General features: G+C 57.0%; 23 protein-coding genes. 8 read left to right on the forward strand and 15 right to left on the reverse strand.

Annotation, left to right across the window (positions count from 1 at the left end; genetic code table 11):
* Nucleotides 1–170 precede the first annotated feature (170 nt).
* The 7 genes from ACFIQF_RS01745 to ACFIQF_RS01775 all read left to right on the forward strand — a co-directional run bounded on the left by ACFIQF_RS01745 (nucleotide 171) and on the right by ACFIQF_RS01775 (nucleotide 11,680).
* A complete protein-coding gene (locus tag ACFIQF_RS01745; RefSeq protein ID WP_393939547.1) occupies nucleotides 171–3,359 on the forward strand; it encodes a type VI secretion system Vgr family protein in 3,189 nt (1,062 codons plus the stop codon).
* Between the two features lie 15 nt (nucleotides 3,360–3,374).
* Nucleotides 3,375–3,803 carry a hypothetical protein gene (locus tag ACFIQF_RS01750; RefSeq protein WP_393939549.1) on the forward strand — a complete coding sequence of 143 codons (429 nt, stop codon included), beginning with the start codon at nucleotides 3,375–3,377 and terminating at the stop codon, nucleotides 3,801–3,803.
* A 37-nt stretch (nucleotides 3,804–3,840) separates the two neighbouring features.
* Complete coding sequence (locus ACFIQF_RS01755) at nucleotides 3,841–4,281, forward strand: DcrB-related protein (RefSeq protein WP_393939551.1); 441 nt, start codon at nucleotides 3,841–3,843, stop codon at nucleotides 4,279–4,281.
* Complete coding sequence (locus ACFIQF_RS01760; RefSeq protein ID WP_393939553.1) at nucleotides 4,281–9,200, forward strand: RHS repeat-associated core domain-containing protein; 4,920 nt, start codon at nucleotides 4,281–4,283, stop codon at nucleotides 9,198–9,200. Before ACFIQF_RS01755 ends, ACFIQF_RS01760 begins: the two co-directional genes overlap by 1 nt.
* The gene (locus tag ACFIQF_RS01765; protein ID WP_393939554.1) at nucleotides 9,190–9,870 is read left to right on the forward strand and encodes a hypothetical protein; all 681 of its coding nucleotides are present in this window, start codon (nucleotides 9,190–9,192) and stop codon (nucleotides 9,868–9,870) included. Before ACFIQF_RS01760 ends, ACFIQF_RS01765 begins: the two co-directional genes overlap by 11 nt.
* 260 nt (nucleotides 9,871–10,130) lie before the next feature.
* Nucleotides 10,131–10,391, forward strand: a complete 261-nt coding sequence (locus ACFIQF_RS01770) for an RHS domain-containing protein (RefSeq protein WP_393939556.1) — start codon at nucleotides 10,131–10,133, stop codon at nucleotides 10,389–10,391.
* A gap of 383 nt (nucleotides 10,392–10,774) precedes the next feature.
* Entirely contained in the window at nucleotides 10,775–11,680 is a 906-nt protein-coding gene (locus ACFIQF_RS01775; RefSeq protein ID WP_393939558.1) for an AP2/ERF family transcription factor, read from the forward strand.
* Nucleotides 11,681–11,889: 209 nt separating this feature from the next.
* Here ACFIQF_RS01775 and ACFIQF_RS01780 read toward each other — a convergent pair whose 3' ends face one another.
* The 4 genes from ACFIQF_RS01780 to ACFIQF_RS01795 all read right to left on the reverse strand — a co-directional run bounded on the left by ACFIQF_RS01780 (nucleotide 11,890) and on the right by ACFIQF_RS01795 (nucleotide 15,258).
* A complete protein-coding gene (locus tag ACFIQF_RS01780; protein WP_393939560.1) occupies nucleotides 11,890–12,222 on the reverse strand; it encodes a GFA family protein in 333 nt (110 codons plus the stop codon).
* A 172-nt stretch (nucleotides 12,223–12,394) separates the two neighbouring features.
* On the reverse strand, nucleotides 12,395–13,690 hold the full coding sequence (locus tag ACFIQF_RS01785; protein ID WP_393939562.1) for a TRAP transporter large permease: 1,296 nt from the start codon (nucleotides 13,688–13,690) through the stop codon (nucleotides 12,395–12,397).
* Nucleotides 13,683–14,189, reverse strand: coding sequence for a TRAP transporter small permease (locus ACFIQF_RS01790; protein ID WP_393939563.1), 507 nt, complete (start codon nucleotides 14,187–14,189; stop codon nucleotides 13,683–13,685). The genes ACFIQF_RS01785 and ACFIQF_RS01790 overlap by 8 nt, the downstream gene beginning before the upstream one ends.
* 85 nt (nucleotides 14,190–14,274) lie before the next feature.
* Nucleotides 14,275–15,258 (reverse strand): TRAP transporter substrate-binding protein, encoded by a 984-nt coding sequence (locus tag ACFIQF_RS01795; protein ID WP_393939564.1) that lies wholly within the window; start codon nucleotides 15,256–15,258, stop codon nucleotides 14,275–14,277.
* Nucleotides 15,259–15,639: 381 nt separating this feature from the next.
* Here ACFIQF_RS01795 and ACFIQF_RS01800 point away from each other — a divergent pair, with 381 nt between their 5' ends.
* Nucleotides 15,640–16,599 (forward strand): tripartite tricarboxylate transporter substrate binding protein, encoded by a 960-nt coding sequence (locus ACFIQF_RS01800; RefSeq protein WP_393939565.1) that lies wholly within the window; start codon nucleotides 15,640–15,642, stop codon nucleotides 16,597–16,599.
* Nucleotides 16,600–16,666: 67 nt separating this feature from the next.
* Here ACFIQF_RS01800 and ACFIQF_RS01805 read toward each other — a convergent pair whose 3' ends face one another.
* The 11 genes from ACFIQF_RS01805 to ACFIQF_RS01855 all read right to left on the reverse strand — a co-directional run bounded on the left by ACFIQF_RS01805 (nucleotide 16,667) and on the right by ACFIQF_RS01855 (nucleotide 24,844).
* Nucleotides 16,667–17,299 (reverse strand): putative signal transducing protein, encoded by a 633-nt coding sequence (locus ACFIQF_RS01805; RefSeq protein ID WP_393939567.1) that lies wholly within the window; start codon nucleotides 17,297–17,299, stop codon nucleotides 16,667–16,669.
* 42 nt (nucleotides 17,300–17,341) lie between these two features.
* Nucleotides 17,342–18,493 carry an Ig-like domain-containing protein gene (locus ACFIQF_RS01810; protein ID WP_393939570.1) on the reverse strand — a complete coding sequence of 384 codons (1,152 nt, stop codon included), beginning with the start codon at nucleotides 18,491–18,493 and terminating at the stop codon, nucleotides 17,342–17,344.
* A 484-nt stretch (nucleotides 18,494–18,977) separates the two neighbouring features.
* Nucleotides 18,978–19,790: a DUF6348 family protein gene (locus tag ACFIQF_RS01815; RefSeq protein ID WP_393939571.1), complete on the reverse strand. Its 813-nt coding sequence runs from the start codon at nucleotides 19,788–19,790 to the stop codon at nucleotides 18,978–18,980.
* Nucleotides 19,791–19,891: 101 nt separating this feature from the next.
* On the reverse strand, nucleotides 19,892–20,215 hold the full coding sequence (locus ACFIQF_RS01820) for a GNAT family N-acetyltransferase (RefSeq protein ID WP_393939573.1): 324 nt from the start codon (nucleotides 20,213–20,215) through the stop codon (nucleotides 19,892–19,894).
* Between the two features lie 119 nt (nucleotides 20,216–20,334).
* On the reverse strand, nucleotides 20,335–20,781 hold the full coding sequence (locus ACFIQF_RS01825; protein WP_393939575.1) for a hypothetical protein: 447 nt from the start codon (nucleotides 20,779–20,781) through the stop codon (nucleotides 20,335–20,337).
* A 42-nt stretch (nucleotides 20,782–20,823) separates the two neighbouring features.
* Nucleotides 20,824–21,114 (reverse strand): hypothetical protein, encoded by a 291-nt coding sequence (locus ACFIQF_RS01830; protein WP_393939577.1) that lies wholly within the window; start codon nucleotides 21,112–21,114, stop codon nucleotides 20,824–20,826.
* A gap of 105 nt (nucleotides 21,115–21,219) precedes the next feature.
* Nucleotides 21,220–22,119, reverse strand: coding sequence for a 3-hydroxyisobutyrate dehydrogenase (gene mmsB / locus ACFIQF_RS01835; protein WP_393939579.1), 900 nt, complete (start codon nucleotides 22,117–22,119; stop codon nucleotides 21,220–21,222).
* A 79-nt stretch (nucleotides 22,120–22,198) separates the two neighbouring features.
* On the reverse strand, nucleotides 22,199–22,618 hold the full coding sequence (locus tag ACFIQF_RS01840; RefSeq protein WP_393939580.1) for a DUF488 domain-containing protein: 420 nt from the start codon (nucleotides 22,616–22,618) through the stop codon (nucleotides 22,199–22,201).
* 24 nt (nucleotides 22,619–22,642) lie between these two features.
* Nucleotides 22,643–23,080: a TfoX/Sxy family protein gene (locus ACFIQF_RS01845; RefSeq protein WP_393939581.1), complete on the reverse strand. Its 438-nt coding sequence runs from the start codon at nucleotides 23,078–23,080 to the stop codon at nucleotides 22,643–22,645.
* A 15-nt stretch (nucleotides 23,081–23,095) separates the two neighbouring features.
* Complete coding sequence (locus tag ACFIQF_RS01850) at nucleotides 23,096–23,668, reverse strand: MOSC domain-containing protein (RefSeq protein WP_393939582.1); 573 nt, start codon at nucleotides 23,666–23,668, stop codon at nucleotides 23,096–23,098.
* Between the two features lie 9 nt (nucleotides 23,669–23,677).
* On the reverse strand, nucleotides 23,678–24,844 hold the full coding sequence (locus ACFIQF_RS01855) for an acyl-CoA dehydrogenase family protein (protein WP_393939583.1): 1,167 nt from the start codon (nucleotides 24,842–24,844) through the stop codon (nucleotides 23,678–23,680).
* Nucleotides 24,845–24,885: the final 41 nt, after the last annotated feature.

The raw sequence follows: 24,885 nt of genomic DNA on the forward strand, positions 1-24,885 counted from the left end.
GCCAGATGAGGGCTGCGATCGCACGCCGATCCATTGAGCAATTCATTGAGCAATTGCTGGGCGCAGCCTGTTTTAACCCCGCAACACCATAATTGGCGATTGATTTTTGGTTGACGTTGACTATGATAAAGAAAAGTTATCGAATATAAAGAAGGGTTAAGGGTTAGCCTATGGCCAATCGCACATTCATTGCCCACAGTCCATTAGGTGAACAGCTGGAGTTTCGCTCGATGGAGGGGACCGAGCAATTATCACGTCTGTTCGAATTCCGGGTGCGGCTGCTGAGCGACTCCCCCAGCATCTCTGCCAAATCCTTGCTAGGCAAGGACATGAGCATTGAGATTGATCTGACCACTGAGGACGCAGGCAGCGGCAAGCGGTTCATCTCTGGGCAAGTCACCCAATTCACCTACATCGGCAGAGACGGCGATTCAAGCCTCTACGAGAGTATCCTGCGCCCCTGGCTGTGGCACGCCACGCGCCGCAGTGATTTCAAAATCTTCCAGTTCAAAAAAGCGCCCGACATCATCAAGGAAGTGCTGGGCAAGTACGGCTTCTCCATCGAAGACAAACTCAGCGGCTCCTACCGCGAATGGACCTACATGGTCCAGTACGGCGAGACCGATTTCAACTTTGTCTCCCGCCTCATGGAAGAAGAAGGCATCTTCTACTTCTTCTCCCACAGCAACGGCAGCCACAAGCTGGTGCTCGCTGACGATATTGGCTCTGTCAGCCCCTTGCCCAACGGCCCCACCACTATTGCCTATTACCCCAATAGCCGTGCTGCGCATGTGCACTCCGAAGACTTCATCGATTCATGGGTGTATGCCGAAGATATCGCCTCTGGCAACTTTGAAGCCGATGACTACGACTTCGAAAAGCCCAAGGCCGATCTGACCACCCGCCAGCAGCAGCCTGCAGGCCACAGCGAAGACAGCAGAGAGCAATACGAATGGCCGGGCGGCTACACCGAGCATGGCGACGGCGAGAACTACGCGCGCATCCGCATCGAGCAGCAAAAGGCCCAGCGGGAAATCGCGCAAGGCGAAGGCAATGCCCGCAACATCGCCCCCGGCTACCTCTTTACCTTCAGCAAATACCCGCGGGCAGACCAGAATAAGGACTACCTGATTGAGTCTGCGCACTACCGGTTTGAAGAAAACGTGCGCAGAAGCGACGGAGCCGGGGGCTCGGGCGCAGCCAAGCGAGGGGGCATCGACAGCGGCACTACCTACCGCATCAGCTTTGCCGTCGTGCCTAAAAGCACGGCCTACCGCAGTCAACGCGTTACTCCCAAGCCCCATACCACCGGCCCACAAACGGCAGTGGTTACGGGTCCACCGGGCGAGGAAATATATTGTAACAAATACGGGCAAGTTAAGGTACAGTTTCACTGGGATCGTTACGGAAGCATGGACGAGAACAGCAGCTGCTGGATACGTGTGAGCCAGACCTGGGCGGGCAGCAACTACGGCAGCATGCACATCCCGCGCATCGGGCAGGAAGTCATCGTGGACTTTCTGAACGGTGACCCGGACTACCCCATCATCACAGGCCGTGTCTACAACGCCATGCAGATGCCCCCGTGGGAGCTGCCCAAACACAAGACCCAATCTGGTACGCAGACCAACTGGAGCAAGGGCGGTGGGGGCAAGAACATGCTGCGCTTCGAGGACCAAAAGGGCATCGAGCATTTGGAGTTGTCCAGCGACCATGGCAACACCCATTTGCATATGGGTTACCTGATGAACCAAAGCACGGAAGCCAAACGCAGCTACGGCTTTGAGTTACGAACCAATGAGTGGGGAGCTATCCGCGCGGATAAAGGCTTGCTGATCACCACGTATACGCAGGACTTCAAAAACAAAATCACCCATGACAATCCGGACGGCTTTGAGCATCTGGGCGAACACCTGGCCGACAGCAAGACTTTGATGCAGGAAGCATCGTCTGCCGTATCTGCCATGGATGCAGTGATTTCAGGCCTGAACGATATCAAGAAAGACCACATGTCAGAGCTTGCCTCCGGCATCCTTTCAATGGTGGGAAAAGAGGCTGCGAAGACCTCGCTGGGCGGCATGGCTGCTGCCATGCAGGCCTTTGCGGCGGCCGGAAGCAAATCAGGAACGGGACCCGAGATGCAGATGCCGCTCAATACCGATCCAGCGTTGCCGGGGGCTAATGATCTGCTTACGCGGTCCAAGGACATCAACAAGCCCATTGTGTCCATTGTGAGTCCCGAGGGGCACTCCATGATTAGCCCCAAGCCGGTGGTGATCAGCTCGGGGCAGTCGGTCACGATGCGTGGCACGGGCAGCGTCACGGTTTCCTCCACGCAGGATCAGCTGAGTCTGCTTGCAAAAGCAGGCATGCTCACTCACGTCACTGCTGGTGGGCAGCGCACGACGGTGACGGGTGGTGATATAGCTCACGACGCACAAACGGGCAACTTCAATCTGACAGCCAAAGAGCGCATCACCATGGCGTCGACAAACAACGATGCATCTGTGATGGCCAAGCAAAACGTCAACATCCGGGCCAATGATGACTCGGTGCTTATCAAGGCCGGTCAACATATCAGGCTGGAAGCTGGAAGCAGCATTACCTTGGTCGCAGGCAAAGATGGCGCCGCGTCCTTGACACTCAAGGACACTGGAGAAATAGAGATAGTGGGCAAGAATGGCCTGATCAGCTTCACAGAGTTGCTGGATGAGCGTAGTGGAAAAATCTTGCTTAACTGTGCTGCCCCAAAAAAACTATCTGTTGAGGGGGATAATTCAGTTCAGGAATTAGTAGAGCCGGCTCCCGATGGTGATGGCGGAAAGCCAGCCCCCGGCAGCTTTGAAGATATTGCAAAGAAATCGCCATCACTTCAAGCTGATATAGAACAATTAAAAAAGGACGGCTACACCATAAAAGATGGGCCTGCTGGAGGTGGTTCCTATAAAAAAGGAAAGGAAATTATTCTGGATTCAAACCTGAATAAAGATCCCGGGCAGAAGGTGCAAGTTCTGGCGCACGAGGTGGGGCATGCAAAATATGAATACAAGGCTGACACATCCTCTAAAGAGGCGTATGTGAAAGGGCCGCTAGGTGATGAGGGGGCGGCGACCATGAATAATATAAAAGTTCAGCGGGAGATTTTGAATTCCAAAGGGCCAAATATCGGAATTGCAGGAAATTCTAGCAATCACGCTGAGTACAATAAAGCCTATGATGCCTATGAGAAAGACGGGAATGCCCAAAAGGCAAGAGATAAAATAGGATCAATTTATGGCCAAGGAGAAAAGACCTCTACAACGGGTCAGAAATATGGTGATTACTACGGTGATTGGTATGATGCCAATTACAAGAAATAATTAATGGAGATTGCTATGTTGACTATTTGGGCTTTGGTTCATGCATTAACAACTGGTGCTGAAAATAACTCTCTTACATCAGAAAATAAAATAGAGTCAATTATTCATGAAAAACTCAAAAAAATTGATGAGAATGAGTATTTTAGGTTTTTTGAAACTACCAAATCCATTTCTTTGGAGGATGGGCTGGTAATTTCAAAAATTGACTTTAGATCATCCAAAGATAATAAGAAAAATTATATCATGATAGAGGGTATTAATGGATGTTTAAAGCTGAGTGACATGGAGAAGAAGTGGGGGGAGCTTCCTTTCCCTAAGCCTCCATCTCATCCATACCCAGATGCGATGGCCGTAAGAACCTTTCAATTGAACGGTAAAGAGGTAAATTTGGGTTTCAAAATGAGCAATATGGAATGCCTGAATTCTATTTGGATGGATCTTTGAAGTATAAGAGTTTGAGTTTTTCAAAAGCTAAGAATTTATGAAATTCCATATTCAAGAAGGTGCATTTGATTTACCAAAACCCCACATTGACCGCACCACCAATGTGTTGATGCCTGAAGATGGCGTCGGCATCTCCATTGTGGTGACCCGCGATGTGCTTGAAGCTGGTGAGAGCCTGGAGCTGTTCATTGAGCGGCAGCTCAAGAAGATGAAATCCTATTTGAGTGGCTTCAAATCGAATGGTCAGTTGCCTTTGGCGATGCAAGCCTCGTCCACCAAGAAACTGCAGGGCTATTTGCTGAAACTGCAGTTCAAGCAAAACGGGGTTGCAACTTTTCAGCAGCAGGTGGTGATGCAGCTTCCTGCCTCTGATGATTTGCTTATTTTTACGGCCAGTACTGGCGGCACTATGTCTGCAGCCGACGAAGAGTACTGGCAAAAAATTCTCCAGAGCTTCAGGTTCAGAGAGGGGGCCTGATGTCGGTAGCCAGTCACCCAGCAGCGCGGCTGCACGATCCGATTGCGCACCAGAAAAACCCCAATTGGCGTTACCTTACCAAACTTGTCGTTGGCGGTATCGGCGGTGCCATAGGTGGCATGCTGGGGGGAATTGCCGCAGCAGCACTGGTGACGGGTGCTGTGGCCCTGGGTACCTTCTTGACCGGCATCTCGCTGGGTACCGGCGCGGTGATCGCCGTGGGTCTGGTGGTGGTAGCGGCACGAGTGGCTGGCAGCGTGTATGGGGCATCGTTAGGGGCTGAGGCCATGGAGCCTCTCGTCGACGAGATATGCCCCGAAGAATACGAGATCACTGGAGAGATCATTACTGCCTCTCAGGATGTGTTCATCAACAGCGAATCCACCGGCGCAGCAAGAGCAACACCCGATTCTCCGATCGATGAAGTTATTTGTAGCAAGCATACCCCGCAGATACTGATTGCCGAAGGGGCAGAGACGGTATTTGTCAATACCTGCGTGGCGTCTCGGGTGGGAGACAAAGTCGAATGTGGCGCGCGGATCGAGAGTGGATCTCCGGATGTGTTCATCGGAGATCCAAAGGCCCGCGTTCGTGATGTTGCGAGCGAGGTCTCTACGATCCTGCGGGTTGCCAATGTGTTATGGCAGTTGCATAACCTCAGAAAGGCCTGGAAGTGCTTGACTGCAGTGCCGCGGCTCGCCAAAAACCTGCCGTGCCTTTTTCAGGCTGGTGCGTCGGTTGGTTTTGCCGTCAACGGTATCTTGACCGAGGTCGAGCAAGTCATGGGCAACCCGGTGCATCTGGCGACAGGCATCAAGGTCTTGCAACCTGAAGTGGATTTTTCACTGCCAGGCCCCTTGCCGCTTGACTGGCACCGCATCTACAGCAGTGCGGATACGAGGGACAACGCGCTGCTCGGCCAAGGCTGGAGCACCCCTTTGTGCCTGCAGCTCAAGATTGAAACGGCGCAGGATGGCGAGCGTACGCTCAAGTTCATCAGCTATGGCGGGCGGGAAATCGAATTTCCTGATCTCCCGCGTGCTCAAGGGTGGTACCACGAGGTAGAGCAACTGTCTCTGTACCGCACGGAGGGCGACCGGTATTTTGTGTCCGCAGCCGATGGCATGTACTACCTGTTCGAAGAACAGGCACGTGCCGACTCTACCCAAAATGCGCTGATTCACGATCTGGAACGCATCGAAGACCGGCATGCCAACTACATATCGCTGCGCCGCCAACCGGGCACAGGGAAGCTGGAAGAATGCACGGATAGTACCGGCCGCGTTCTGCGCTTCAACTATGCAACACAGCTTGGCGGCAAGCTCCAAAGCATTGCCATCACCAAGGCAGCCCCTGGCGAGAATGTGGGGCCGCTCGTGCAGTACCGCTACGATGCCCACGGTCAGCTGCAACATGTGATTGACCGCACCCAGAAAATCTCACGGCGCTTTGCCTACAACGCCCAACGGCTGATGAGCATGCACGCGCATGCTTCGGGACTGGAGAGTTACTACGAATGGCAGCAGTTCGAAGATCGGCCCCGGGTCGTCAAGAACTGGACCAATGATGGTGAAACCTACCATTTTGCCTATCGACTGCTCCAGGGTCAGTGGGACGCGCAGGCTCCTGGGCCTAACGACGTCTTTGGGGGAACCGAGGTCGTGGATCATCTGGGCAGACGCTACCTGTGCACCTGGAATCCGCACTACGAATTATTGGAAGCCATCCGGCCAGAGCAGCAGCACTGGAAGCTCGAATACAACGACCGCTGGCTGGTCAGCAAATACACAGAGCCCGGTGGCAATACCTCGCTGGTACGCTACGACGCCAAAGGCAACGTCAGCGGTGTGACCGACCCCATTGGCCGGGTTACCGCCACGGGTTGGAACGACATGGGCCTGCCATGGCTCCAAGGCCTACCCAATGGCCAATCCTACCTCTACACCTATAGCGACTCGGGCGATCTCACCAGCATCAAAGCGCCCGATGGCAGCCTTACCCAGTATGTGTACGACGACAAAGGCCTTGCCACCAAGATCGTGGATGCCAAAGGCGGCGTCAAGTATCTGACCTGGACGCCCAGAGCCCAGCTTGCGTCATACACCGATTGCTCTGACAAAACCACGCGTTTCACCTATGACGGTTGGGGAAACCTGAGCACCGCTACGGACGCGCGCGGCGCAGTCACGCGCTATGTGCACGATGCACAAGGGCGCCTGCTCGCATCCACCACGGCAGATGGCGCCAACACCAACTATGGTTACGACGAAAGCGGCATGCTGCAAAACATTGCCGATGCCTTGAGCCGCGTCACCGGCTTCTCCTTCAACAGCCGCGGCCAGTTGCTGCGCACCATCGACAAGGAGCAACGAGAAGTCAACTTTGGGTACGACAGCGCGCTACGGCTGCAAAGGCTCGTCAACGAAAACGGTGAATCCTTTGAATTTGCCTACGACCAGGCCGATCGCTTGGTACAGGAAACGCGCGTTGGCGGTGTCAAGGTAGACATTGAATACAACCTGACAGGCATGCCCATTGCTGTCACCTACCACCCAGGGCTGGGCGATGACATCGGCAGCGCAGCTGGTATCACTGGCGCAGGTGCGACGCCAGAGGTGCCCGGTTGGGGAACAACCCATGCTGGCCAGCCAGCCGCGCCAGGCGTACAGCCTCGTCGCATCGAGCTGGTGCGCGACAAAGTGGGCAGGCTGGTAGAAAAGCGAACTGCAGAATACCTCTACCGCTATCAGTACGACCTGCTTGACCAACTGGTGGAGGCTGTCAAACTCAAAATCATCGACACCGGCCCCGCAGACACTACACCCCCCGGCAGTAGCCCGCAGACCCAACCGCTGCACACAACACGCATTGCCTACAACCTGATGGGCGACGTGGTGCAGGAAGAGAGCATTGACCACATCACTGGCCAGTGCCACACACTCCAGCACCAGCACGACCTTCTGGGCAACCGCACGCAGACCGTGCTGCCGCAGTTACCCTATCAGCCGCTGCACAAGCGAGCGCTCAACTACCTCTACTACGGCTCGGGCCACCTCCACCAGGTCAACTATAGCCAGCAAAACACGGCAGCCGCAGATGCGCAGGCTGTGCACCAGCTCATCTGCGACATCGAGCGTGACGACCTGCACCAGGAAATACTGCGCAGCCAGGGCCGCGCCCACACCCGCTACAGCCACGACCCTGTAGGGCGCCTTGCCGGGGCCTGGACACAAGCGGCCGACACACCCAGCCAGCCGTTTGGGCTCCACGATGCTGCAGCAGGCCAATGGCGCAGCGCGCTGGCCGCGTTGCAGCAAGATCCCGCCAGTCAGGTACAGCGCCCGCAAGGGCTGCTCAAGGCCTGGCAGTACGACAAGGTGGGTGAGCTGCGAGCCAGCCGCCACAGCCTGCAAGGCGACACCGGCCACCAGTACGACGCCACGGGCCGCATCCTGCACACCCAGCACGCCCCTCTGGCTGGTGTACGCCAGCCATTTGCGCAGGCGGCCAATGAAAGCTTTGGCTACGATCCGGCTGGCAATATCCAGGATGCCGCTACACAGCAGGCAGTGCGCAGCAGCACGGCCCTGTCGCAACGCGGCTACGTGCGTGACAACCTGGTGCGGGTGTTTGAAGACAAGCGCTACTTCTACGATGGCCATGGCAGACTGATCCGCAAACTTGCAGGCAGACACACCGAACAGCAATTCAGGTGGGATGAAGAAAACCACCTGATCGAAGTCATCACAACCAGACGCCCTGGTACCGAACACCAGGCAACACAAACCACACGGTTTGACTATGACGCCATAGGGCGCAGAGTCGCCAAACACGACAGCTTTGGCACCACCACCTTCATCTGGGAAGGCATGCGGCTGATCGAAGAGAGGCGGGGTGGCAACACCATCAGCTATGTGTACGAGCCCGGCAGCTACGTGCCACTGGCAAGGCTGGATGCAGACGGAGAGAAAGCAGACCAAGGCGGGATGGGTACTGTAGATGATGCGCAGCCGCCAGATGCTATCAATAGTGTTGCATTCAGCGCAAGCCAGACAGGCGCTACAGGCTCAAATCCTTCAAAAACTGCGGCCGACGATGCGGAAAGCCGTTACTGGGCATCGCTGAACGAAACGGCGCGGCAAAAAGCGCAAGCGCTGCAAATCCAGGACTGGGGTACCGGAACAGAAAGGGTGACGGCAAGCGCTGACCAAGCCCAGCTATGCAAGGTCTACTACTTCCACACCGACCAGGTAGGCATGCCGCAAGAGCTGACCAATGCCCAAGGGCAGGTGATCTGGCAGGCCAGCTACAAAACCTGGGGATCAACGGTTGCCGAAGAGTGGGAAGTCAAGACACTTGCAGGCAACCCGGTTCACAAACTTGATGAAGGCGACAGCCCTGCCAAAGCCGATCAACAGCAAAACCTGCGCTTCCAGGGCCAGTACCTTGACCGCGACACCGGGCTGCACTACAACACATTCCGGTACTATGACCCGGATGTAGGGCGGTTCATCTGTCCTGATCCGATTGGATTGGCTGGAGGGATCAATTTAGGGAGTTATTCGCCTAATCCGCTGATGTGGATTGATCCTTGGGGACTAGCGAAGTGCAATGCTGAAGGCGAAAGACCTGCAAATCTTACACCTGACGGAGCAGGCAGACGTGGCGCTCTTCGTGAAGCCAAGCGTCGCTCTGGTATTCCTACTAGCCAGCCTCCAACGCGAACACTTCCTAATGTTGACAAACGAGGCAATCGTCAGCCTGGACGGATTTATGAATACGATGTTCCTAAAGCTGGAGGTGGGACTAAGACAATCACCATCCGTGATGATGCCGGAGGGCATGATTTTGGGAAGGGGAATTCACAAAATAGAGGGCCTCACTTTAACGATAAAGACGGAGAGCATTATGACTACTAAAGACAATTTTTTTGATCAAGTATCAACTGAGCGAAGTAATTGTCTCGCTGAAGATAATTGTGTTTACAACTTTTCAAATTGCACATCGAATTTCCCTGGTCTCACAAAAAAAATCTCCAATCATGCTGGAGGAATACGCTGGAATTTTAATGCAGATTTTCCAAAAAAGAAAAAAATAGAAATTCTCGCTTCCATCCTTAAAAAATCCAAATCCGAAGGTGATATTGTTGATTGTAAAATGCTTTTTGGAAATAATGCATGGCAATCAAATAATGCGATTACCAATCATAAGAAAATATGGAAACATCCAGCTGTTATTGATCTCAAAAAACCAGAAAAAATATATGAAGAGTATAGTGTAAAAAATGAATCTAAAGTAAAATTTTTTGCTATTGCAAATCTAATTGAGGAAGAGATTCATTTGTATTTTGATTACCTCGCCCTAGAAGAGAATGCAATTTTAATAATTTCTAGTAAATATATAGATGTACGCAAATTGGATGGAGCTGAGTTGGATAAATCGCTATGCCTTAATATTGAAATTATTAATAATTTAATAGATATTGATTGCATATTTCTCTCTGCTCAGCAGGTATATGGGGATAGAGAGAGTTCGTTCATTGCAATAGGGTCAGATAAATCATTGAAGAGCGCTTGGCCAAATTTGTAGAAACACCTTTAGTTAGGAGCATGAGCCAGGCAGCTACGTGCCACTGGCAAGGCGGACTGGGCACTGTAGATGACGCGTAGCCGCTAAATGCTATTAATAATGCAGCAGTCAGTGTAAGTCAGACAAGCGCTACAGTCTCAAATCCTTCAAACTCTGCGGCCAACGATGCGGAAAGCCGTTACTGGGCATCGCTGAACGAAACGGCGCGGCAAAAAGCGCAAGCGCTGCAAATCCAGGACTGGGGCACCGGAACAGAAAGGGTGGCGGCAAGCGCCGACCAAGCCCAGCTATGCAAGGTCTACTACTTCCACACCGACCAGGTAGGCATGACGCAAGAGCTGACCAATGCCCAAGGGCAGGTGATCTGGCAGGCCAGCTACAAAACCTGGGGATCAACGGTTGCGGAAGAGTGGGAAGTCAAGACACTTGCAGGCAATCCGGTTCACAAACTTGATGAAGGCGACAGCCCTGCCAAAGGGCGTTGTTGCATTACAGGAACCTCCTGTCAATGCAAGCGCTGATCATTAACTTTTAACGGACCTGTCTGCCAAGACGATCCAGATGCTTGAAACGAGGAATAGACTGCACATCTACATAAGAGGTTAGGCACGAGGTGTGTGCCCCCAAGAAACAAACCGTGCAGCAGGGCTCCTTTCAAATCCCGTGATGTCTTGCGACTCGCAGTGCAATTAATGAGTTTGCTTGCTATTATATTAGTGTCTCAGGATGTCAGATGCACTAGCGTGCAAATGGTCAGCGCCTGAATAAGGTGTACGGATATCTGATCTAATTTTCTTAGTTTTTAAAAATGCGCTCAAAGTCAAAGGTTGCGGTTGAATATGGTGTATATCGGGTCGAGAAAATTAGCACCAGAGGGCTCCAACTACGATTTTGGCTTGCTACATTGAGCCGCCAACAAAAGGTAATTGCTCGGCAGTTTCATGATGGAATTTACGGAGGCGAGCAAGCTGCGCTTTTGATGGCTCGAAGCTATCGTGATGCGCTGTTACGCTTGATTCCACCACAGACCCAACTTCAGGTGAATTCCAAGCTCCGCTCTACTAATACTTCGGGAACATCGGGTGTTCACGGTATTCGGCGTCATGGAAAGCTGGTAGCATGGAGCGCTAGATTGGAAATGAATGGCCAAAAGTGGCTAAAGTCTTTTTCGATTGCTCATCATGGTGAAGAAAGTGCCAAAGCCCTTGCCATTGCTGCGCGGATGCAAATGCTGCGAAATGCAGACGATCGTTTTGCAACGTTGCACCCGCATGCGTCGAACATTGCAAATGAGCAGTTTGGCGATTTGCTGGATGGTGTAGTAGTTGCACCCTTGCAAACTGCTGCGCCAATTGATCCAATGACCATGCAAAAGCGTCTGGACGCACTCAACGCCTGGTTTGACGCACTCAGGCCTCGGCACGTCCATGTCCGCGTGACTACTTATTGGAACGATAGGTCGCAGCGCAAGATGCTGGATGTGATGACCAGTGATGGCAGGCAGCTAGATAAGCCCAGGGTCAGAGCGTGGTCGCTGTTGAATGTGAGTTATGAAGAGTGTCTACCGGAAGTGTGGGGCCATATTGAAGAGCGGTTGACTGAACTTTTTGGGGGCGACTGTTGGGATGTGTTCAAAAAGAGCTACCAAGCGGCGTTCTTTGCAAGCAATCCCATTGATGGCTTCTTTGTGCGCTATCGCTACGACGATCCGGCCATGGAAACATTGCGGCAGCCCCCGCCTTCGCTGGCGGAGTTGCTGCCGGGGTTCGAGATACCGAAGCTGCCACTTGGGACGATCATCAGGGCTTAGGATCGGACGATCCCCTGTAGGCACGCTGACCCAGAGAGCCTCTTTCCGGAGCACACCAGATAGAAATGACCTAGCAAGACTGCCTTACTCGGGCCTCGTGAGGCCCCAGACCTAGAAGGCATAAAGGCCACAAACCGAAGTTTGCAGCGTTTGTTTTTAGTGGTATTTTAAGTGGTATGAAAAATAAATAGTATTACAACTTATTGATTTTAAATGTTTATTGGCGGAAACTGCGCCCGCTCCGCCACGCAGCCCAGGCGGATCACGACAAACGTTGGGTTCTCGGCCGCGCTGCCATACAGCGGCGTGCCGCATTCGGGGCAAAACACCTGGGCGCGGCGCTGGCCGCTTTGCGCGGTTTTGATGTAAGCCTTGGGCGTGCCTTGCAGGTGGAACTGCTCGCTGGCGGCACGCACTATCGCGCGGAAGGGCGCTCCCGACATAGCCTGGCAATCGCTGCAATGGCAGACCACCACCTGCGCAGGGTCAACATCGGCAGTGAACGTGATGGCGCCGCAGTGGCAGGAGCCGTGGATATGCATGTGGGCCTTTCTCTCTGGGCACTTGGTTGGGTGTGCCACGGCTATTGTGCGTTGGTATATCCGGGCCTGGATGACCCTGTCTTTTGCCCGCGACAGTGCGGTTGATGCGGCTGGCAATCACAAAAAAACCGGCTCAGCGAGCCGGTTTTGCGGGGGGTGGACAGCGGTGCGCTTACATGTTGTTAGGCAGCACGGTGACGATCTGGGGGAAGAACCACAGAATCACCAGGGCCAGCACCATCAGCAGGAAATAGGGCGCACACACGCGGGCCAGATAGGTGATCTGCTTGCCCGTCATGCCTTGCAGCACGAACAGGTTGAAGCCCACGGGCGGCGTGATCTGTGCCGTCTCCACGGTGATCACCAGGAAGATGCCGAACCACAGCAGGTCGATGCCGGCGGCCTGAATGATGGGCAGCACCACGCTCATGGTCAGCACGATGGTGGAGATGCCGTCCAAAAAGCAGCCGATCACGATGTAGAAGATGCCCAGCACGATGATCAGCATGGCCGGCGACAGGTTAAGGCTGCCGACAAACTCTGCCAATTGACGCGGCAGGCCGATGTAGCCCATCGACAAAGTCATGAAGGCGGCACCGGCCAGGATGAGTGCAATCATGCAGTACAGGCGCGTGGCGCCGAACAGCGATTCCTTGAAGTTCTTCCAGGTCAGCGCTCCTTGGGTTGCCGACAGCACCAGCGAACCCACCACGCCAATGGCGGCGGCTTCGGTAGCGGTAGCGATGCCCGAGTAGATGCTGGCAATGACGGCGGCAATCAGCAGCACGACCGGGATCAGGTGGCGCGATTCGTAGACCTTTTCTTTGAAGCTGGTCGCGCCTTCGGCCTTGGGCACCTTGTTGGGGTTGAGCAGCGCCCAGACCATGATGTAGCCGCTGAACATCAGCGCCAGCATGATGCCGGGCAGCACGCCGGCCATGAACAGCTTGGAGATCGACATCTCGGCCGAGACCCCGTAGACGATCAGAATGATCGACGGCGGAATCAGCAAGCCCAGCGTGGCCGGGCCGCCAAGCGAGCCGATGACCATGTTTTCCGGATAGCCGCGCTTGAGCAGCTCGGGCACGTTCATTTTGCCCACGGTGGCGCAGGTAGCGGCCGACGAACCGGAGACCGCTGCAAAAATGGTGCAGCCGATCACATTGGTGTGCAGCAGGCGGCCGGGCAGGGCGTTGACCCAGGGCGCGAGGCCGCGGAACATGCTTTCACTCAAATTGGTGCGGTAGAGGATTTCGCCCATCCAGACAAACAGCGGCAAGGCGGTCAAGGTCCAGCTGCTGGCCGAGCCCCAGATGGTCATGGCCATGGCGTCGCCAGCGGCGCGGGCGGTGAAAAACTCCATGCCGAACCAGGCCACGCCGGCCAGCGTCAGGCCTACCCAGACGCCGCCCGCGAGCAGCGCCAACAGCACCACGATGAGTGCAATGCTTGCGGTAATTTCATTCATGGTGCGCGTCCTCGTTGACCACGGCCTGGCGTTTGCCCATCAGCTCCAGCACCAGCTCGTCGCAAAAGGCGATAAAGAAAATGATCGTTCCCAGCGCCATGAAGATCTGCGGAATCCACATCGGCGTGGCGTCGATGCCCACCGAGATATCGTCAATTTCCCACGACTGGATGGCCAGGCGCGTGGAGTAAAAAGCCAAAAATCCGGCCAAGGTGGTGGCGATGAGCAAGGCCACCACTTCCAGCGTCTTCAAGGCCTTGCCTTTGAGCGCGCCGAGCAGCAACGTGACACGGATGTGTTCACCCTTTTTCAGGGTGCTGGCCAAGGCCATGAAGCCGCAGCCAGCCATGGCGTAGCCGGCATAGGCGTCGGTGCCGGGGGCGCTGAAGCCGATGAGCCGGCTCAGCACCGTGAGCAGCACCATCAGCAAAATGCCGATCATGGCCAGCCCGGCGATCCAGGCGGCGGTGGCGTACAAAGCGTCCAAAAATTTACGCATGCTAGTGTTCCCAAGCAGGTTGCAACGGAGAACGGCGCACATCTGCCGCAGGGCCGACGTGCGCCGTCATCGCAGCGGTGCCCGCTTACTTGGCAGCCTTGTAAGCGTCCAAAATGGCCTGGCCTTCGGCGCCAGCCTTCTCGGTCCATTCCTTGACCACGGTCTCGCCCACCTTGGCCAGATCGGCCTTGAGCTGGGCGGAGCCGGCGTCGATCGTCATGCCACCGGCCTTGAGCGCGGCTTGCGAGCGGGCATCGACTTCCTTGGATTCTTTCCAGCCGCGCTCTTCAGCGGCAGCGGCGGCCTTGAGCACCGCGTCTTGCGTGGGCTTGTCCAGCGCAGCGAAAGCCTTCTTGCTCACGGTCACGGCGTTCTTGGGAATCCAGGCCTGTACGTTGTAGTAGAACTTCAGGTTTTCGAACAGCTTGTTGTCGGCACCGGTGGCGCTGGAGGTGATCAGGCCGTCGACCACGCCGGTGGCCAGGGCTTGCGACAACTCAGCTTCTTGCACGGTGACGGGTTGCGCGCCAATCAGCTCGCCAATGCGGGCGGTGGTGGGCGAGTAAACGCGCCACTTCATGCCCTTCAGATCTGCGGCCGAGTTGATGGCCTTTTTGGTGTAAATACCTTGGGGTGGCCAAGCCACCGAATACAGCAGCACCTGGCCTTGCTTGTCGAGCAGCTTTTGCAGCGCGGGCTTTTGCGCCTGGTAGAGCTTGAAGGCGTCGTCATAGCTGCTCACCAGGAAGGGCAGGCCGTCCACGCCAAAGATCTGCGCTTCGTTCTGGAAGCTGACCAGGAAGAACTCGCCCATTTGCGCGTTGCCGGTTTGTACGGCGCGCTTGATCTCGGGCATTTTGAACAGCGAAGCGCCAAAGTGTGGCGTGATCTTGAGCTTGCCGTCGGTGGCTGCGTCCACGTCCTTCACAAACTGCTCGTTGTTCTTGGAGTGGAAATTGCCCGGGCCGTAGGCGGTGGCGAAATCCCACTTGGTTTGTGCGGCTGCAGCCGTGGCGATGCCCAGGCTGGCAAGCAAGGTGGCGCTGGCACAGAAAATACGACGCTTCATGAAGACTCCTTACGGACGAGGGCGGCCCAAGCTCAGACAGCGGGCCGGGTGAAACACCAGGGTTGCAACAGATTCTGGGTACGAAAATTAACAGTTTCATGGCAGCCTGACCATCAGGGATTTCAACAATACGCAAATCTTGTAGGTTGATAAATTTGTTTTGTTGGATGTGTTATGTGGAATTGTTCAACGATTTCTTGGTTTGAGCGCTGCGGCGCTGGTGCTTTGGCAGGCGCTTTTGCCCATATTTCGCTGTGCCCGCCGGGTTTGGCCATGGTTGCGTATTAGGGTAAGCAGAGCGGCGCGTTGTCGCCTGGGCATCTTGTCTGCTGCCAAGGCATCTCGTAGGCTGGCTGCAACACCTCAAACCAGGAGACTTCGATGCAACGCCGTACCCTCTTTGCTTTGGCTGCTGCACTGGCTGCAGGCAGCTTGTCCGCCCCAGCGCTGGCCCAGGCGGATTACCCGAACCGGCCCATTACCTTGATCGTGCCCTATGGCGCCGGTGGCGTGAGCGACGTGGTGGCGCGGGCGCTGGCTTTGTCGATGGGCAAGCAATTGGGGCAGTCGATCATTATCGAGAACAAGCCCGGCGCCGGTGCCTCGATGGGCGTGATGGACATGAAGAACGCCAAGCCCGACGGCTACCGGCTCACGCTCAGCCCGGTGGGCATCTTCCGCCAGCCGCATATCCAGAAAGTGGCCTACGACCCGATTGCCGATCTGAGCTACGTGGCGGCCTTCATGTCCTACGACTTCTTGCTGGCGGTGGCGCAGGATTCGCCGTTCAAATCGGTCAAAGACATCGTCGAGCAGTCCAAAAAGCAGCCCGGCTCGGTCGATTACGGCACGCCGGGCAAGTTCTCGGCCAACCATGTGCTGATGGCTTTGCTGGAAAAGCGGGCGGGCGTGCAGTTCACCCACGTGCCGTACAAAGGCGATGCCGAAGCGGTGACTGCACTGATTGCCGGCCACACCAAAACCGGCGTTTTCGGCAATACCGTGCTGCCGCACATGCAATCGGGCAAACTGCGCGCGCTGGCCATTGCCTCGGAAACGCGGCCTGCCGCATTTGCTGATGTACCCACTTTCCGCGAACAAGGTTACGACGTGGTGACCCCATCGCCGCTGGGCATTGCCGGCCCCAAAGGCTTGCCACCGGCCATCGTGCAAAAGCTGGAGGCCGCCGTGAAAACCGCCATGACCGACCCGGCCTTCCAGCAAGCCGCCGCCAACTACGGCGTGCGCCTGGAATACCGCAATGCCGCGGACTACAGCGCCTTCGCCAAAAAAGCCTTTGCCGAAGAGGGCGAGATCGTCAAAAGCATCGGTTTGGATTGAGCTGGCCGTTGTTTAGCGGAAACCAAAGGTTTGGCGCGTGCGCGGCAGCCGCAAATACACCAGCCAGTCAGCAAGCTGTTGTCGTGCCGCAGGTTCTGCACTGGAGCACTTTGCCGGGCGGAAAAGGCGTTGAAAACAAAAACAGCATGCACATCGAAGCCAGTGCTGCCGGCCAGTTGCGCCGGCGCCGGAATTGCGTGCTGCCGCAGTGGGCGCAGACAAGCGGCTCGGGCGGGTAGTCACACTCCAACGCCGCCTGCAGCACCCCCTGATCTCGCTCTGCCAACAAGGCAAGCGCCGCTGGTTGAGCGGATACGGGCACCACCAGGAGCACACCGCCCCTGGCCAGAGCCATGGGCCACTCGATGGCGATCAGGTACTCGCCGACCAGAAAAGCGGGAATGCCTTCGGACTCCAGCAGTGCGCGGCTGATATGCGCCTCCCAGGGGCTGAAATGCATTTCGAGCGTGACAACAGGAGTCTCTGGCATGGTGTCTCCCTCGGTAAAAGCTTGTCGCAAGGCATACGGCGACCAGGCAGGCTGGCGGTGCCTGCCGCTGCATGCGGGTTTCATGCTAGCAAACCGGCTGAGACGCAGGTTGGGGCAATGGCTCAAATACATCAGAGTGCGGGGCGCCCAGCCGCGCAGGCGATGCGCTCCGTTGCTTGCCCATAGAAAAAGCCCGGCGGGCTTATCCATGCCGGGCTTGCTTGCAAGACCTTCGCCTCGCGCTGATGCAGATTATTCCTTGCGGCGGTAGCGTCGTGCCAAGCCAGCAATGGTCGCTACGGTCAAGAACAGGGCCCAGGGCGCATCCACCGGTACGGGTACGGCGCCGTTGGCGGCTGGTGGCGTGACCACGGGTGGGGTCACTACCGGCGGCGTGACCACAGGCGGAGTGACCACAGGCGGAGTGACCACGGGCGGAGTGATCACGGGTGGGGTAACGACTGGCGGTGTGACTGGTGGCGTCACCACTGGTGGGGTAACTGGCGGAGTGACGACTGGCGGTGTGACTGGTGGCGTCACCACTGGTGGAGTAACAGGCGGAGTGACCACTGGAGGCGTAACTGGCGGTGTGACTACCGGAGGCGTGACTACAGGGGCCGGTGCTGCCTTGACGGTTGCGGTTTGCGGGGCGTTACTCGGGTCGGTGGCAGTGACCGTCAGCACCTCGTCGGGTACCAGCGCACGGGTAAATGCCACGCTGAATGTGCCGTTGTCCTGGGCCACGGCAGTGCCTACAGTGGCACCAGCGGCGTCAGTCACAGTCAGCGTTGCACCAGCAGTGGCATTACCAGTAACCGATGTTTCGCCGCTGTTCAGCGCGACGGCGCTCATGGCCAGGGGGACGGTAAAGCTGTGGTACATCCGCGGGTCGGTGATGGCGAAAGTGCGCGGCAGATTGCCCTTGGCATCCTTGATGCGCATTTCGTAGGTATGGCCCGACAGAAACGCCGCAGGCATGGTGGCTGCGGCAGGGTCTTGCGGCTTGACTTTGCTGATATCGCCATTGGTCAAACCCACGGCGGCGCCCGTCAATGCCGGCCCGAAATTTGCTTTGGTGGTGGTGTCATAGAACTGGATGGCGATGCCTTCCTGGTCGTATTCCTCACCAATGTTCGCCGACCAGCTGTGAGAGCCCGTCAATTGCAGGTTGCTGGATTTGGGGCCGAAGTCGCAGAATGTTTTGTAATCAATGTACTCCACTTTATTGGGGGGTACAGAGGTCTTGTCGGGACCTATTGTTTTATAGGCTTCGCCATTGCTGTATTGCGAAGTGAATATGAAAACGCCGTTCGCTCTTGTGTATGGCGTCGTGGTATTGCCCTGGCTGGAGTCTGTGTCGTTGAGTTTGCCGCGTACCGTCAATGGCGTGTTTGGGTCCGACATCAGGTACACCTGCACACTGGTGTTTGCCTTATAAGCTCCGGCTGTCATTGTGCAATCGCCAACGTCTGCCAGCACCGCTTGTGACGACACCAGCAAAGCGGCTGCAACCGCCATCGCCCCTCGATTATTGCTCATCATCTCGCTGCCTCTCCTTGTTAGTGCAGTTGCCTGCTCGATAAAGCGACATAACTGCCAGCGCCTTCTTGATAGAAGAAGTGCATGATTATTTGTGAATTGATATTGTGAAATCAATACAATTTATTGATATCTGGTGACTATCGACAGCATTGATGCATGCCGACAACGGTGCCTTGTCAGCTGCGCTGCAATGAAACGGAAAGGTCGCCCGCTCGCGGTAAGGTCGCTATGGAGCGGTGGGAGCGTCGCGCTGCGACTACCTAGCTGTTGCGCCAGGTGTGCGGGGCTGGGTGTTGGCTCTGCGCTATGGCGCTGCTATCAAGCAGAAGGACTGGAAATGTGCCTGTCAGCCATTGCAGATCACCACATACTGCTTTCTCAACTCAAACCCCTGATCAGGCCAGCTGCGCACATAGCCCATCAGAGCTTGTGCACCTTGCGGCCACTCCTGGCCGTTGACACGGCAGTCAGCCTGGATTTGGCCCTCGCTGTCGCGCGAAGCGAACAGCCTTAAGCCGTAGAGCTGTTCGCTTTTGAGCTGTGCCTCAAAGCCTTCCAGGCTGTTGGTCAGCAAGCAGCAGGGGCAAAACGGGTGCTCAGCCTCAGCCGTTTCGTCGGGTTGTTGGCGCACTCGCATGGTGTGGCCCAGCACCACGCGGCGATTCAGTGGCCCATGGGTGTCCGACGCGGGAAAGTTCATCTTCATGTGCATCAGCACCTGGGCATCCTGCGGTTTTGCTGCTTCTACGGCCTCGCAAAGTGTCTGCAAATCCAGCTGAATCCACTGCTCAAAACCGTCGGTAATCGCCTGTATCGCTGTGGGACCGTTGGAGTATTGGTACTCAAACAGGCCGCCTGGAATTTGTTGGGCATGACAGACGGAAACCGTCGTGGCACATTGCGCACCACCATCGTCTCTGGGATTGACCGACAGCAGCAATGGTTGCAACAGCAGGCCGTTGGGCAGCAGCAACCAGCCGTTTTGCTCTGTTGCGGCGAAACCTTGGCGCGTCAGCTGCTCTGCCAGCAGGGGGAGCATCCGCAAGTGTTCGGTGCGTGGCGCAGGCCCTTCAAACGAGATGGTGGCCTCGCAACCGCGGCCGGGGTTGTCCGCTGGCACCATAGGCTGGTAGCGGCGCTTATTTAGCCAGTCAAACATCTGAGCGTTTCACTTGATGGTTTGTTGAAAAAATAGGCTGCCGGTATACGTTTGCACACATCGCCACCGTGAACTGCTGGTAATTCTTGCCAGTCAAGGAATTAAACCAATACATCACGGATGGACGGATCCTTGTCAAACTGCGCCTTGGCAAAAGGGCACAGTGGCAGCACCTTGGTGCCCGTGCTGCGCGCCCAGGCCACCAGCGCATCGAGCAGGTGGCGGCCCACGCCTTCGCCGCGCAGCGATTCGTCGACCTCGGTGTGGTCGATGATGATCATCGTGGCATTGGTGCGGCTGTACGTCATCTCGGCAATGCGCTGCTTGTCTTTTTCGACATAGAACGCGCCTTTGGAGTTGGCTTCTTCGTGCTGGATGGGGTAGGTCATGGCGTGGTGTGGCTGTGAAGTAGTTGCTTGCAGCACAGCATAGCGGAAGCGCGGCTATCAACGGCCGCCTTGGCATAGCAGCGAGCGCCAATGGTGTAACTATTCGTCTGTTGGTCTCTTGACTGCAAGTGCCGTTGGTTCGGGCTTGAGCGCTTTCAGGGTTTGGTCGTTGGGCTGAGTTGGCGTACTACGGCCATGGATTCTTGGAATTCGGTGCCCCAATCGGCTGAAACTACCCGTAGCGGCCTTTCTTGGCCCTTGACCGTCATCACCAGCAGCCGGCTGCCGATTTGGTAGTTGGGCCATTTGTCGCAGGTGTGTCCCGCCATTTCAACGCGAAATTCCCGCGGAAAGTCTTTGGCCTGCCCTTTGTAGCCCTGGATTGGCTTGACTGCGGTATAGAGCGTGCCAGCAATGCCTTTGTCATACTGGGTGGTGTCTTTGTAACCCACCACGGTGGCTTCAAAAACAGTGTTGGCAAGCTGAAACTCTTCGGCAATGGTTTCTGTGAATGGGGGTGGCGGGGTTCTCGGAGGAGGGCAGGCGCTGACGCTGCCCGCACTAGCCATCAATGAGAAAAGAACGATGACGCTCGGTTTCATGGCAAATCTCCTGGTAGGCATGGCTCATGCTTGACTCCGCCACTAGGCGCGGCTGAAGCGCTCTGCCACGAACAAGACCAGCGCAAATGCCGCATACCAGCGATACACCTGGAACAAGTGTGGCAAATACAGGCCGTCGGGCGTTGCACTGAAGGTGGAGCGGGTGTACATGCCCAGGGCGTGGCTGCTGCGACTCTCCGGGAAGATGCGGTACGAGCCGAGCGGCACCAGCGGAAAGCCTATGCACAACCACTTGGTGGTGATGAAGGAACCATCGCGCCGCTGCTCAGCGTGGCCGATGTACCGGGTGCCAATGCCATTGATGCTGGACATGCTGGGCTCCTGCTTGAATCAGGGAAGTGCGCAAAAAAAGGCGCTGCAGCCATGCTACAGCGCCTTTGGGCTATTGCGCAATGGTGCGCGATAGCTTGTTAACCTTCAGCTTTTCTTCTGCAGCATCTTGATCACGCTGGAGAAATCTTCGCCGCCGTGGCCGGCAATGCTGTGGGCTGCGTACAACTGGCGCGCCATGCCGCCCAGCGGCGTGCTGGCTTTTACCGTCATGGCGCTTTCTTGGGCCAGGCCCAGGTCTTTGAGCATCAGGTCGGTGCCAAAACCGCCGGTGTAGCCGCGCGTGGCGGCGCTGGCTTCTTGCACGCCGGGGCAGGGGTTGTAGACCTCCAGCGCCCAGTTGCCGCCCGAGCTGCGACGCATGATCTCGCTCAGCACCTTGGGATCGAGGCCGTTGGCCACGCCCAGGGCGATTGCCTCGCTTGTGCCGATCATCAAAATGCCCAGCAGCATGTTGTTGCAGATCTTGGCGGTCTGGCCGGCGCCCACGTCACCGGCGTGGAAGATGTTCTTGCCCATTTTCTCGAGCAGCGGGCGGGCGCGTTCCAGATCGGCTGCCTTGCCGCCCACCATGAAGGTCAGCGTGCCGGCAATTGCGCCGCCGGTGCCGCCGGACACTGGTGCATCGATAAAGGCCACGCCTTTGGCATCGGCCGCCTTGGCCACTTTCTGGCTGGTGGCGGCGGCGATGGTGGAGCTGTCAATAATCAGTGCGCCGCTCTTGATGCTGCCCAGCAGGCCGGCTTGCGCGGGCGTGCCCAGAAACAGGCTTTCCACGTGCTGGCTGGCAGGCAGCATGCTGACAATGATCTCTGCGCCTTGCACGGCCTCTTGGGCGCTGGCTGCGGCCTGGCCACCGTCGGCCACTACTTTGGCGACTGCGTCTTTGCTCAGGTCAAATGCCTTGACGCTGTGGCCGGCCTTGGCCAGGTTGATGGCCATGGGGCCGCCCATATTGCCCAGTCCGATGAATGCGATATTTGCCATGCTTTTGTCTCCTTGGGGTTGGTGTTTGCAGTAAGTGATACGGGTGTTGGGGGTTCGCCTGGGCTGTTTTTACTAGTGATTAGTTAGCCAAGGCTGCGTTACGCGATTGCAGCAGCTCGCGCAGAATGCTGCGGTGGCAGCGCTCCTCGTTGTCGCAATAGCAGCCCAGCGAGAAAGCGCTGCTGTGCGATAGCGCGGCCAGCAGATCCAGCGTGCGCGCTGCCGGTGCTTCGGCCAGCTGTTTACGAAACTGTTTGTCAAAGGCTTTCCACTGTTTGCTGCCTTCGGCTGTATTGCCTGCTTCGAGCAGTTGTACCGCTGCTTGCGCGGCGGCCATCAGCTCGGGCTCGGGCGAGAGCTCGGGGTACCAGATGTCGTAAAAATCGCGGCTGGCAAATTCGGCCTTGGGCACGCCACGCGGCGGGCGGCGCACGGTGCCAATACGCAGGCCTTCGTTGCTTGTGCGCGGGGTGCCGAGTTGGACAATGCGGATGGGCATGGGGTTGTGGCTCCGTGCTGCGGGTTAAAGATCGCTGTCAAACACGCTATGGCGTTTGCGGGCAGGTGTGGGCGGCGCGGCCTCGGCTTCGGCCTTTTTCTTCTTTTTCGGCGTGGCTTTGGCCAGCGGGTTGAAGGCGAGTGCGCCATCGATCCATTGCTGCCAGGCTTCGCGTGTGGCATAGGCAGCAGGGCCCACCAGAAAATAACCGTCCATCAGCCCTTTGCTGGACAAAGGCCGCACGCCCGGAGTCTCGGCCACTTGGGCGTGCGTACTGGGTGGCAGGCGCACCAGCAGCTCGTCGTTTTCCACGCCCAGGCACATCTTGCCGTCCACCATGAACACATGGCAGCCGAACATGGTTTTCTCTTGCACATCGACGCCCGCAACGTTCTCGGCCAGCGCCTCACGCACGGCGTCGATCAGCTGCAGGGTTTCGGGGGCGATGGGGCGGCGGGGCATGGTGCTTCTCCTGCGTTAGACGCGCTCCATCGCTCGATGCGGCGCTGGCGGCAATTCCACGGCGACGCTGTCACCCACTTGCACCGTGCCGCCTTGCAGCACGACGGCCATGACGCCGGTCTTGCGTATCACCTGGCCGTCGGCGGTTTTGTCCAGCATGGCGGCAAACAGGCCTTTTTGAAAATGGTCAATCTGCACGCAAGGGTTGCGCAGGCCGGTGAGTTGCAACACCGGCCCTTGGCCGAAGTGCAATCGGGTGTCCACGGGCAGGCTGATCAGTGCGTGCCAGCCGAGGCCTGCGCTATCGGCGAGCGTGATGTTCTCGCCCAACTGCCCGGCCTGTACTTGAAAACCCAGCGTGGCCAAGTGCGCAAACAGGTTGGCGCTGATCAGATGCACTTGGCGCAGGTTGGGCTGATCAGGGTTGGCTTTGACACGCGAGCGGTGCTGCACCTTGGCGCCGTAGTGCGCATCGCCCACGACACCCAGGCCCGCTTGCAGCACGATGGCTGGCACCGCTGGCTTGCTGAAGCGGTGTTCGCTGTCTTGGTGGACGGCTTGGACGGTAGTGGTCAGGGCATCAGGCATGGGCGTATTTCAGCGAATCACCTCAGGCGCATCGCCATCCAACATGCGGCGCGCGATGATCACGCGCATGATCTCGTTCGTGCCTTCCAGAATCTGGTGCACGCGGGCGTCGCGCATCAGGCGTTCCAGCGGGTACTCGCGGATGTAGCCGTAGCCGCCGTGCAGTTGCAGGGCGTCGTTGCAGACGTTGAAGCCGGCATCTGTCGCAAAGCGTTTGGCCATGGCGCAGTAGGTGGAGGCGTCGCGGGCGCCGGCGTCCAGCTTGCTGGCAGCCAGACGCACCATTTGGCGCGCGGCAACCAGCTCGGTCGCCATGTCGGCCAGCTTGAACTGCAGCGCCTGGAAGCTCGCAATCGGCTTGCCGAACTGTTTGCGCTCTTGCATATAGCTTTGCGCTTGGGTCAGCGCGCCTTGTGCTGCGCCCACCGAGCAGGTGGCGATATTGATGCGGCCGCCGTCCAGGCCCTTCATCGCAATCTTGAAACCTTCGCCTTCGCGGCCGAGCAGGTTGTGCGCGGGAATGCGCACATTGTCAAAGCTGATGACGCGCGTGGGCTGGCTGTTCCAGCCCATTTTTTCTTCTTTTTTGCCGTAGCTGATTCCGGGCGCATTGGCGGGCACAGCGAAGGCGCTGATGCCGGATGCGCCTGATTGGGCGTCGCCGGTGCGGGCCATCAGCACCAGTACATCGGTGCTGCCGGCGCCGCTGATGAAGGCTTTGCTGCCGTTGATGATGTATTCGTTGCCGACCAGCTCAGCCCGGGTTTTGAGCGAGGCAGCGTCCGAGCCGGCGCCTGGTTCGGTCAGGCAGTAGCTGGCGAGTTTTTGGCCGCTGGTGAGCGCCTCGCCCCATTCGTTGCGCACCGCGTCGGTGGCCCAGGTGCCCAGCATCCAGGTGGCCATGTTGTGGATGGTGATGAAGGCGGTGGATGACGGGTCGACGGCGGCCAGTTCTTCAAAAACCAGTGTGGCATCAAGCCGAGGCAGGGCCAGGCCGCCAGCGTTCTCGGGCGCATACAGGCCGCAAAAACCGAGCTCGCCCGCCTTGGCAATGGCTTCGCGCGGGAAGATGGCTTCGGCATCCCAGTGCGCGGCGTGCGGGGCCAGCTCGGTCTGCGCAAAGGCGCGGGCGGTGTCGGCAAAGGCGCGTTGGTCTTCTGAGAGTTCGAAATCCATGGTGTTGTCTCCTGTCTTGTTTTGTTCTGTCCTGCTTGCTC

It is taken from the genome of Comamonas trifloxystrobinivorans, from assembly GCF_043359985.1.
Taxonomy (GTDB): domain Bacteria; phylum Pseudomonadota; class Gammaproteobacteria; order Burkholderiales; family Burkholderiaceae_C; genus Comamonas; species Comamonas trifloxystrobinivorans.

Coding starts and splice junctions, on each gene's coding strand:
- ACFIQF_RS01745 (WP_393939547.1), top strand. CDS start 171: ATGGCCAATCGCACATTCATTGCCCACAGTCCATTAGGTGAACAGCTG.
- ACFIQF_RS01750 (WP_393939549.1), top strand. CDS start 3,375: ATGTTGACTATTTGGGCTTTGGTTCATGCATTAACAACTGGTGCTGAA.
- ACFIQF_RS01755 (WP_393939551.1), top strand. CDS start 3,841: ATGAAATTCCATATTCAAGAAGGTGCATTTGATTTACCAAAACCCCAC.
- ACFIQF_RS01760 (WP_393939553.1), top strand. CDS start 4,281: ATGTCGGTAGCCAGTCACCCAGCAGCGCGGCTGCACGATCCGATTGCG.
- ACFIQF_RS01765 (WP_393939554.1), top strand. CDS start 9,190: ATGACTACTAAAGACAATTTTTTTGATCAAGTATCAACTGAGCGAAGT.
- ACFIQF_RS01780 (WP_393939560.1), bottom strand. CDS start 12,222: ATGCATATCCACGGCTCCTGCCACTGCGGCGCCATCACGTTCACTGCC.
- ACFIQF_RS01785 (WP_393939562.1), bottom strand. CDS start 13,690: ATGAATGAAATTACCGCAAGCATTGCACTCATCGTGGTGCTGTTGGCG.
- ACFIQF_RS01790 (WP_393939563.1), bottom strand. CDS start 14,189: ATGCGTAAATTTTTGGACGCTTTGTACGCCACCGCCGCCTGGATCGCC.
- ACFIQF_RS01795 (WP_393939564.1), bottom strand. CDS start 15,258: ATGAAGCGTCGTATTTTCTGTGCCAGCGCCACCTTGCTTGCCAGCCTG.
- ACFIQF_RS01800 (WP_393939565.1), top strand. CDS start 15,640: ATGCAACGCCGTACCCTCTTTGCTTTGGCTGCTGCACTGGCTGCAGGC.
- ACFIQF_RS01805 (WP_393939567.1), bottom strand. CDS start 17,299: ATGGATAAGCCCGCCGGGCTTTTTCTATGGGCAAGCAACGGAGCGCAT.
- ACFIQF_RS01810 (WP_393939570.1), bottom strand. CDS start 18,493: ATGTCGGACCCAAACACGCCATTGACGGTACGCGGCAAACTCAACGAC.
- ACFIQF_RS01815 (WP_393939571.1), bottom strand. CDS start 19,790: ATGTTTGACTGGCTAAATAAGCGCCGCTACCAGCCTATGGTGCCAGCG.
- ACFIQF_RS01825 (WP_393939575.1), bottom strand. CDS start 20,781: ATGAAACCGAGCGTCATCGTTCTTTTCTCATTGATGGCTAGTGCGGGC.
- ACFIQF_RS01830 (WP_393939577.1), bottom strand. CDS start 21,114: ATGTCCAGCATCAATGGCATTGGCACCCGGTACATCGGCCACGCTGAG.
- mmsB (WP_393939579.1), bottom strand. CDS start 22,119: ATGGCAAATATCGCATTCATCGGACTGGGCAATATGGGCGGCCCCATG.
- ACFIQF_RS01840 (WP_393939580.1), bottom strand. CDS start 22,618: ATGCCCATCCGCATTGTCCAACTCGGCACCCCGCGCACAAGCAACGAA.
- ACFIQF_RS01845 (WP_393939581.1), bottom strand. CDS start 23,080: ATGCCCCGCCGCCCCATCGCCCCCGAAACCCTGCAGCTGATCGACGCC.
- ACFIQF_RS01850 (WP_393939582.1), bottom strand. CDS start 23,668: ATGCCTGATGCCCTGACCACTACCGTCCAAGCCGTCCACCAAGACAGC.
- ACFIQF_RS01855 (WP_393939583.1), bottom strand. CDS start 24,844: ATGGATTTCGAACTCTCAGAAGACCAACGCGCCTTTGCCGACACCGCC.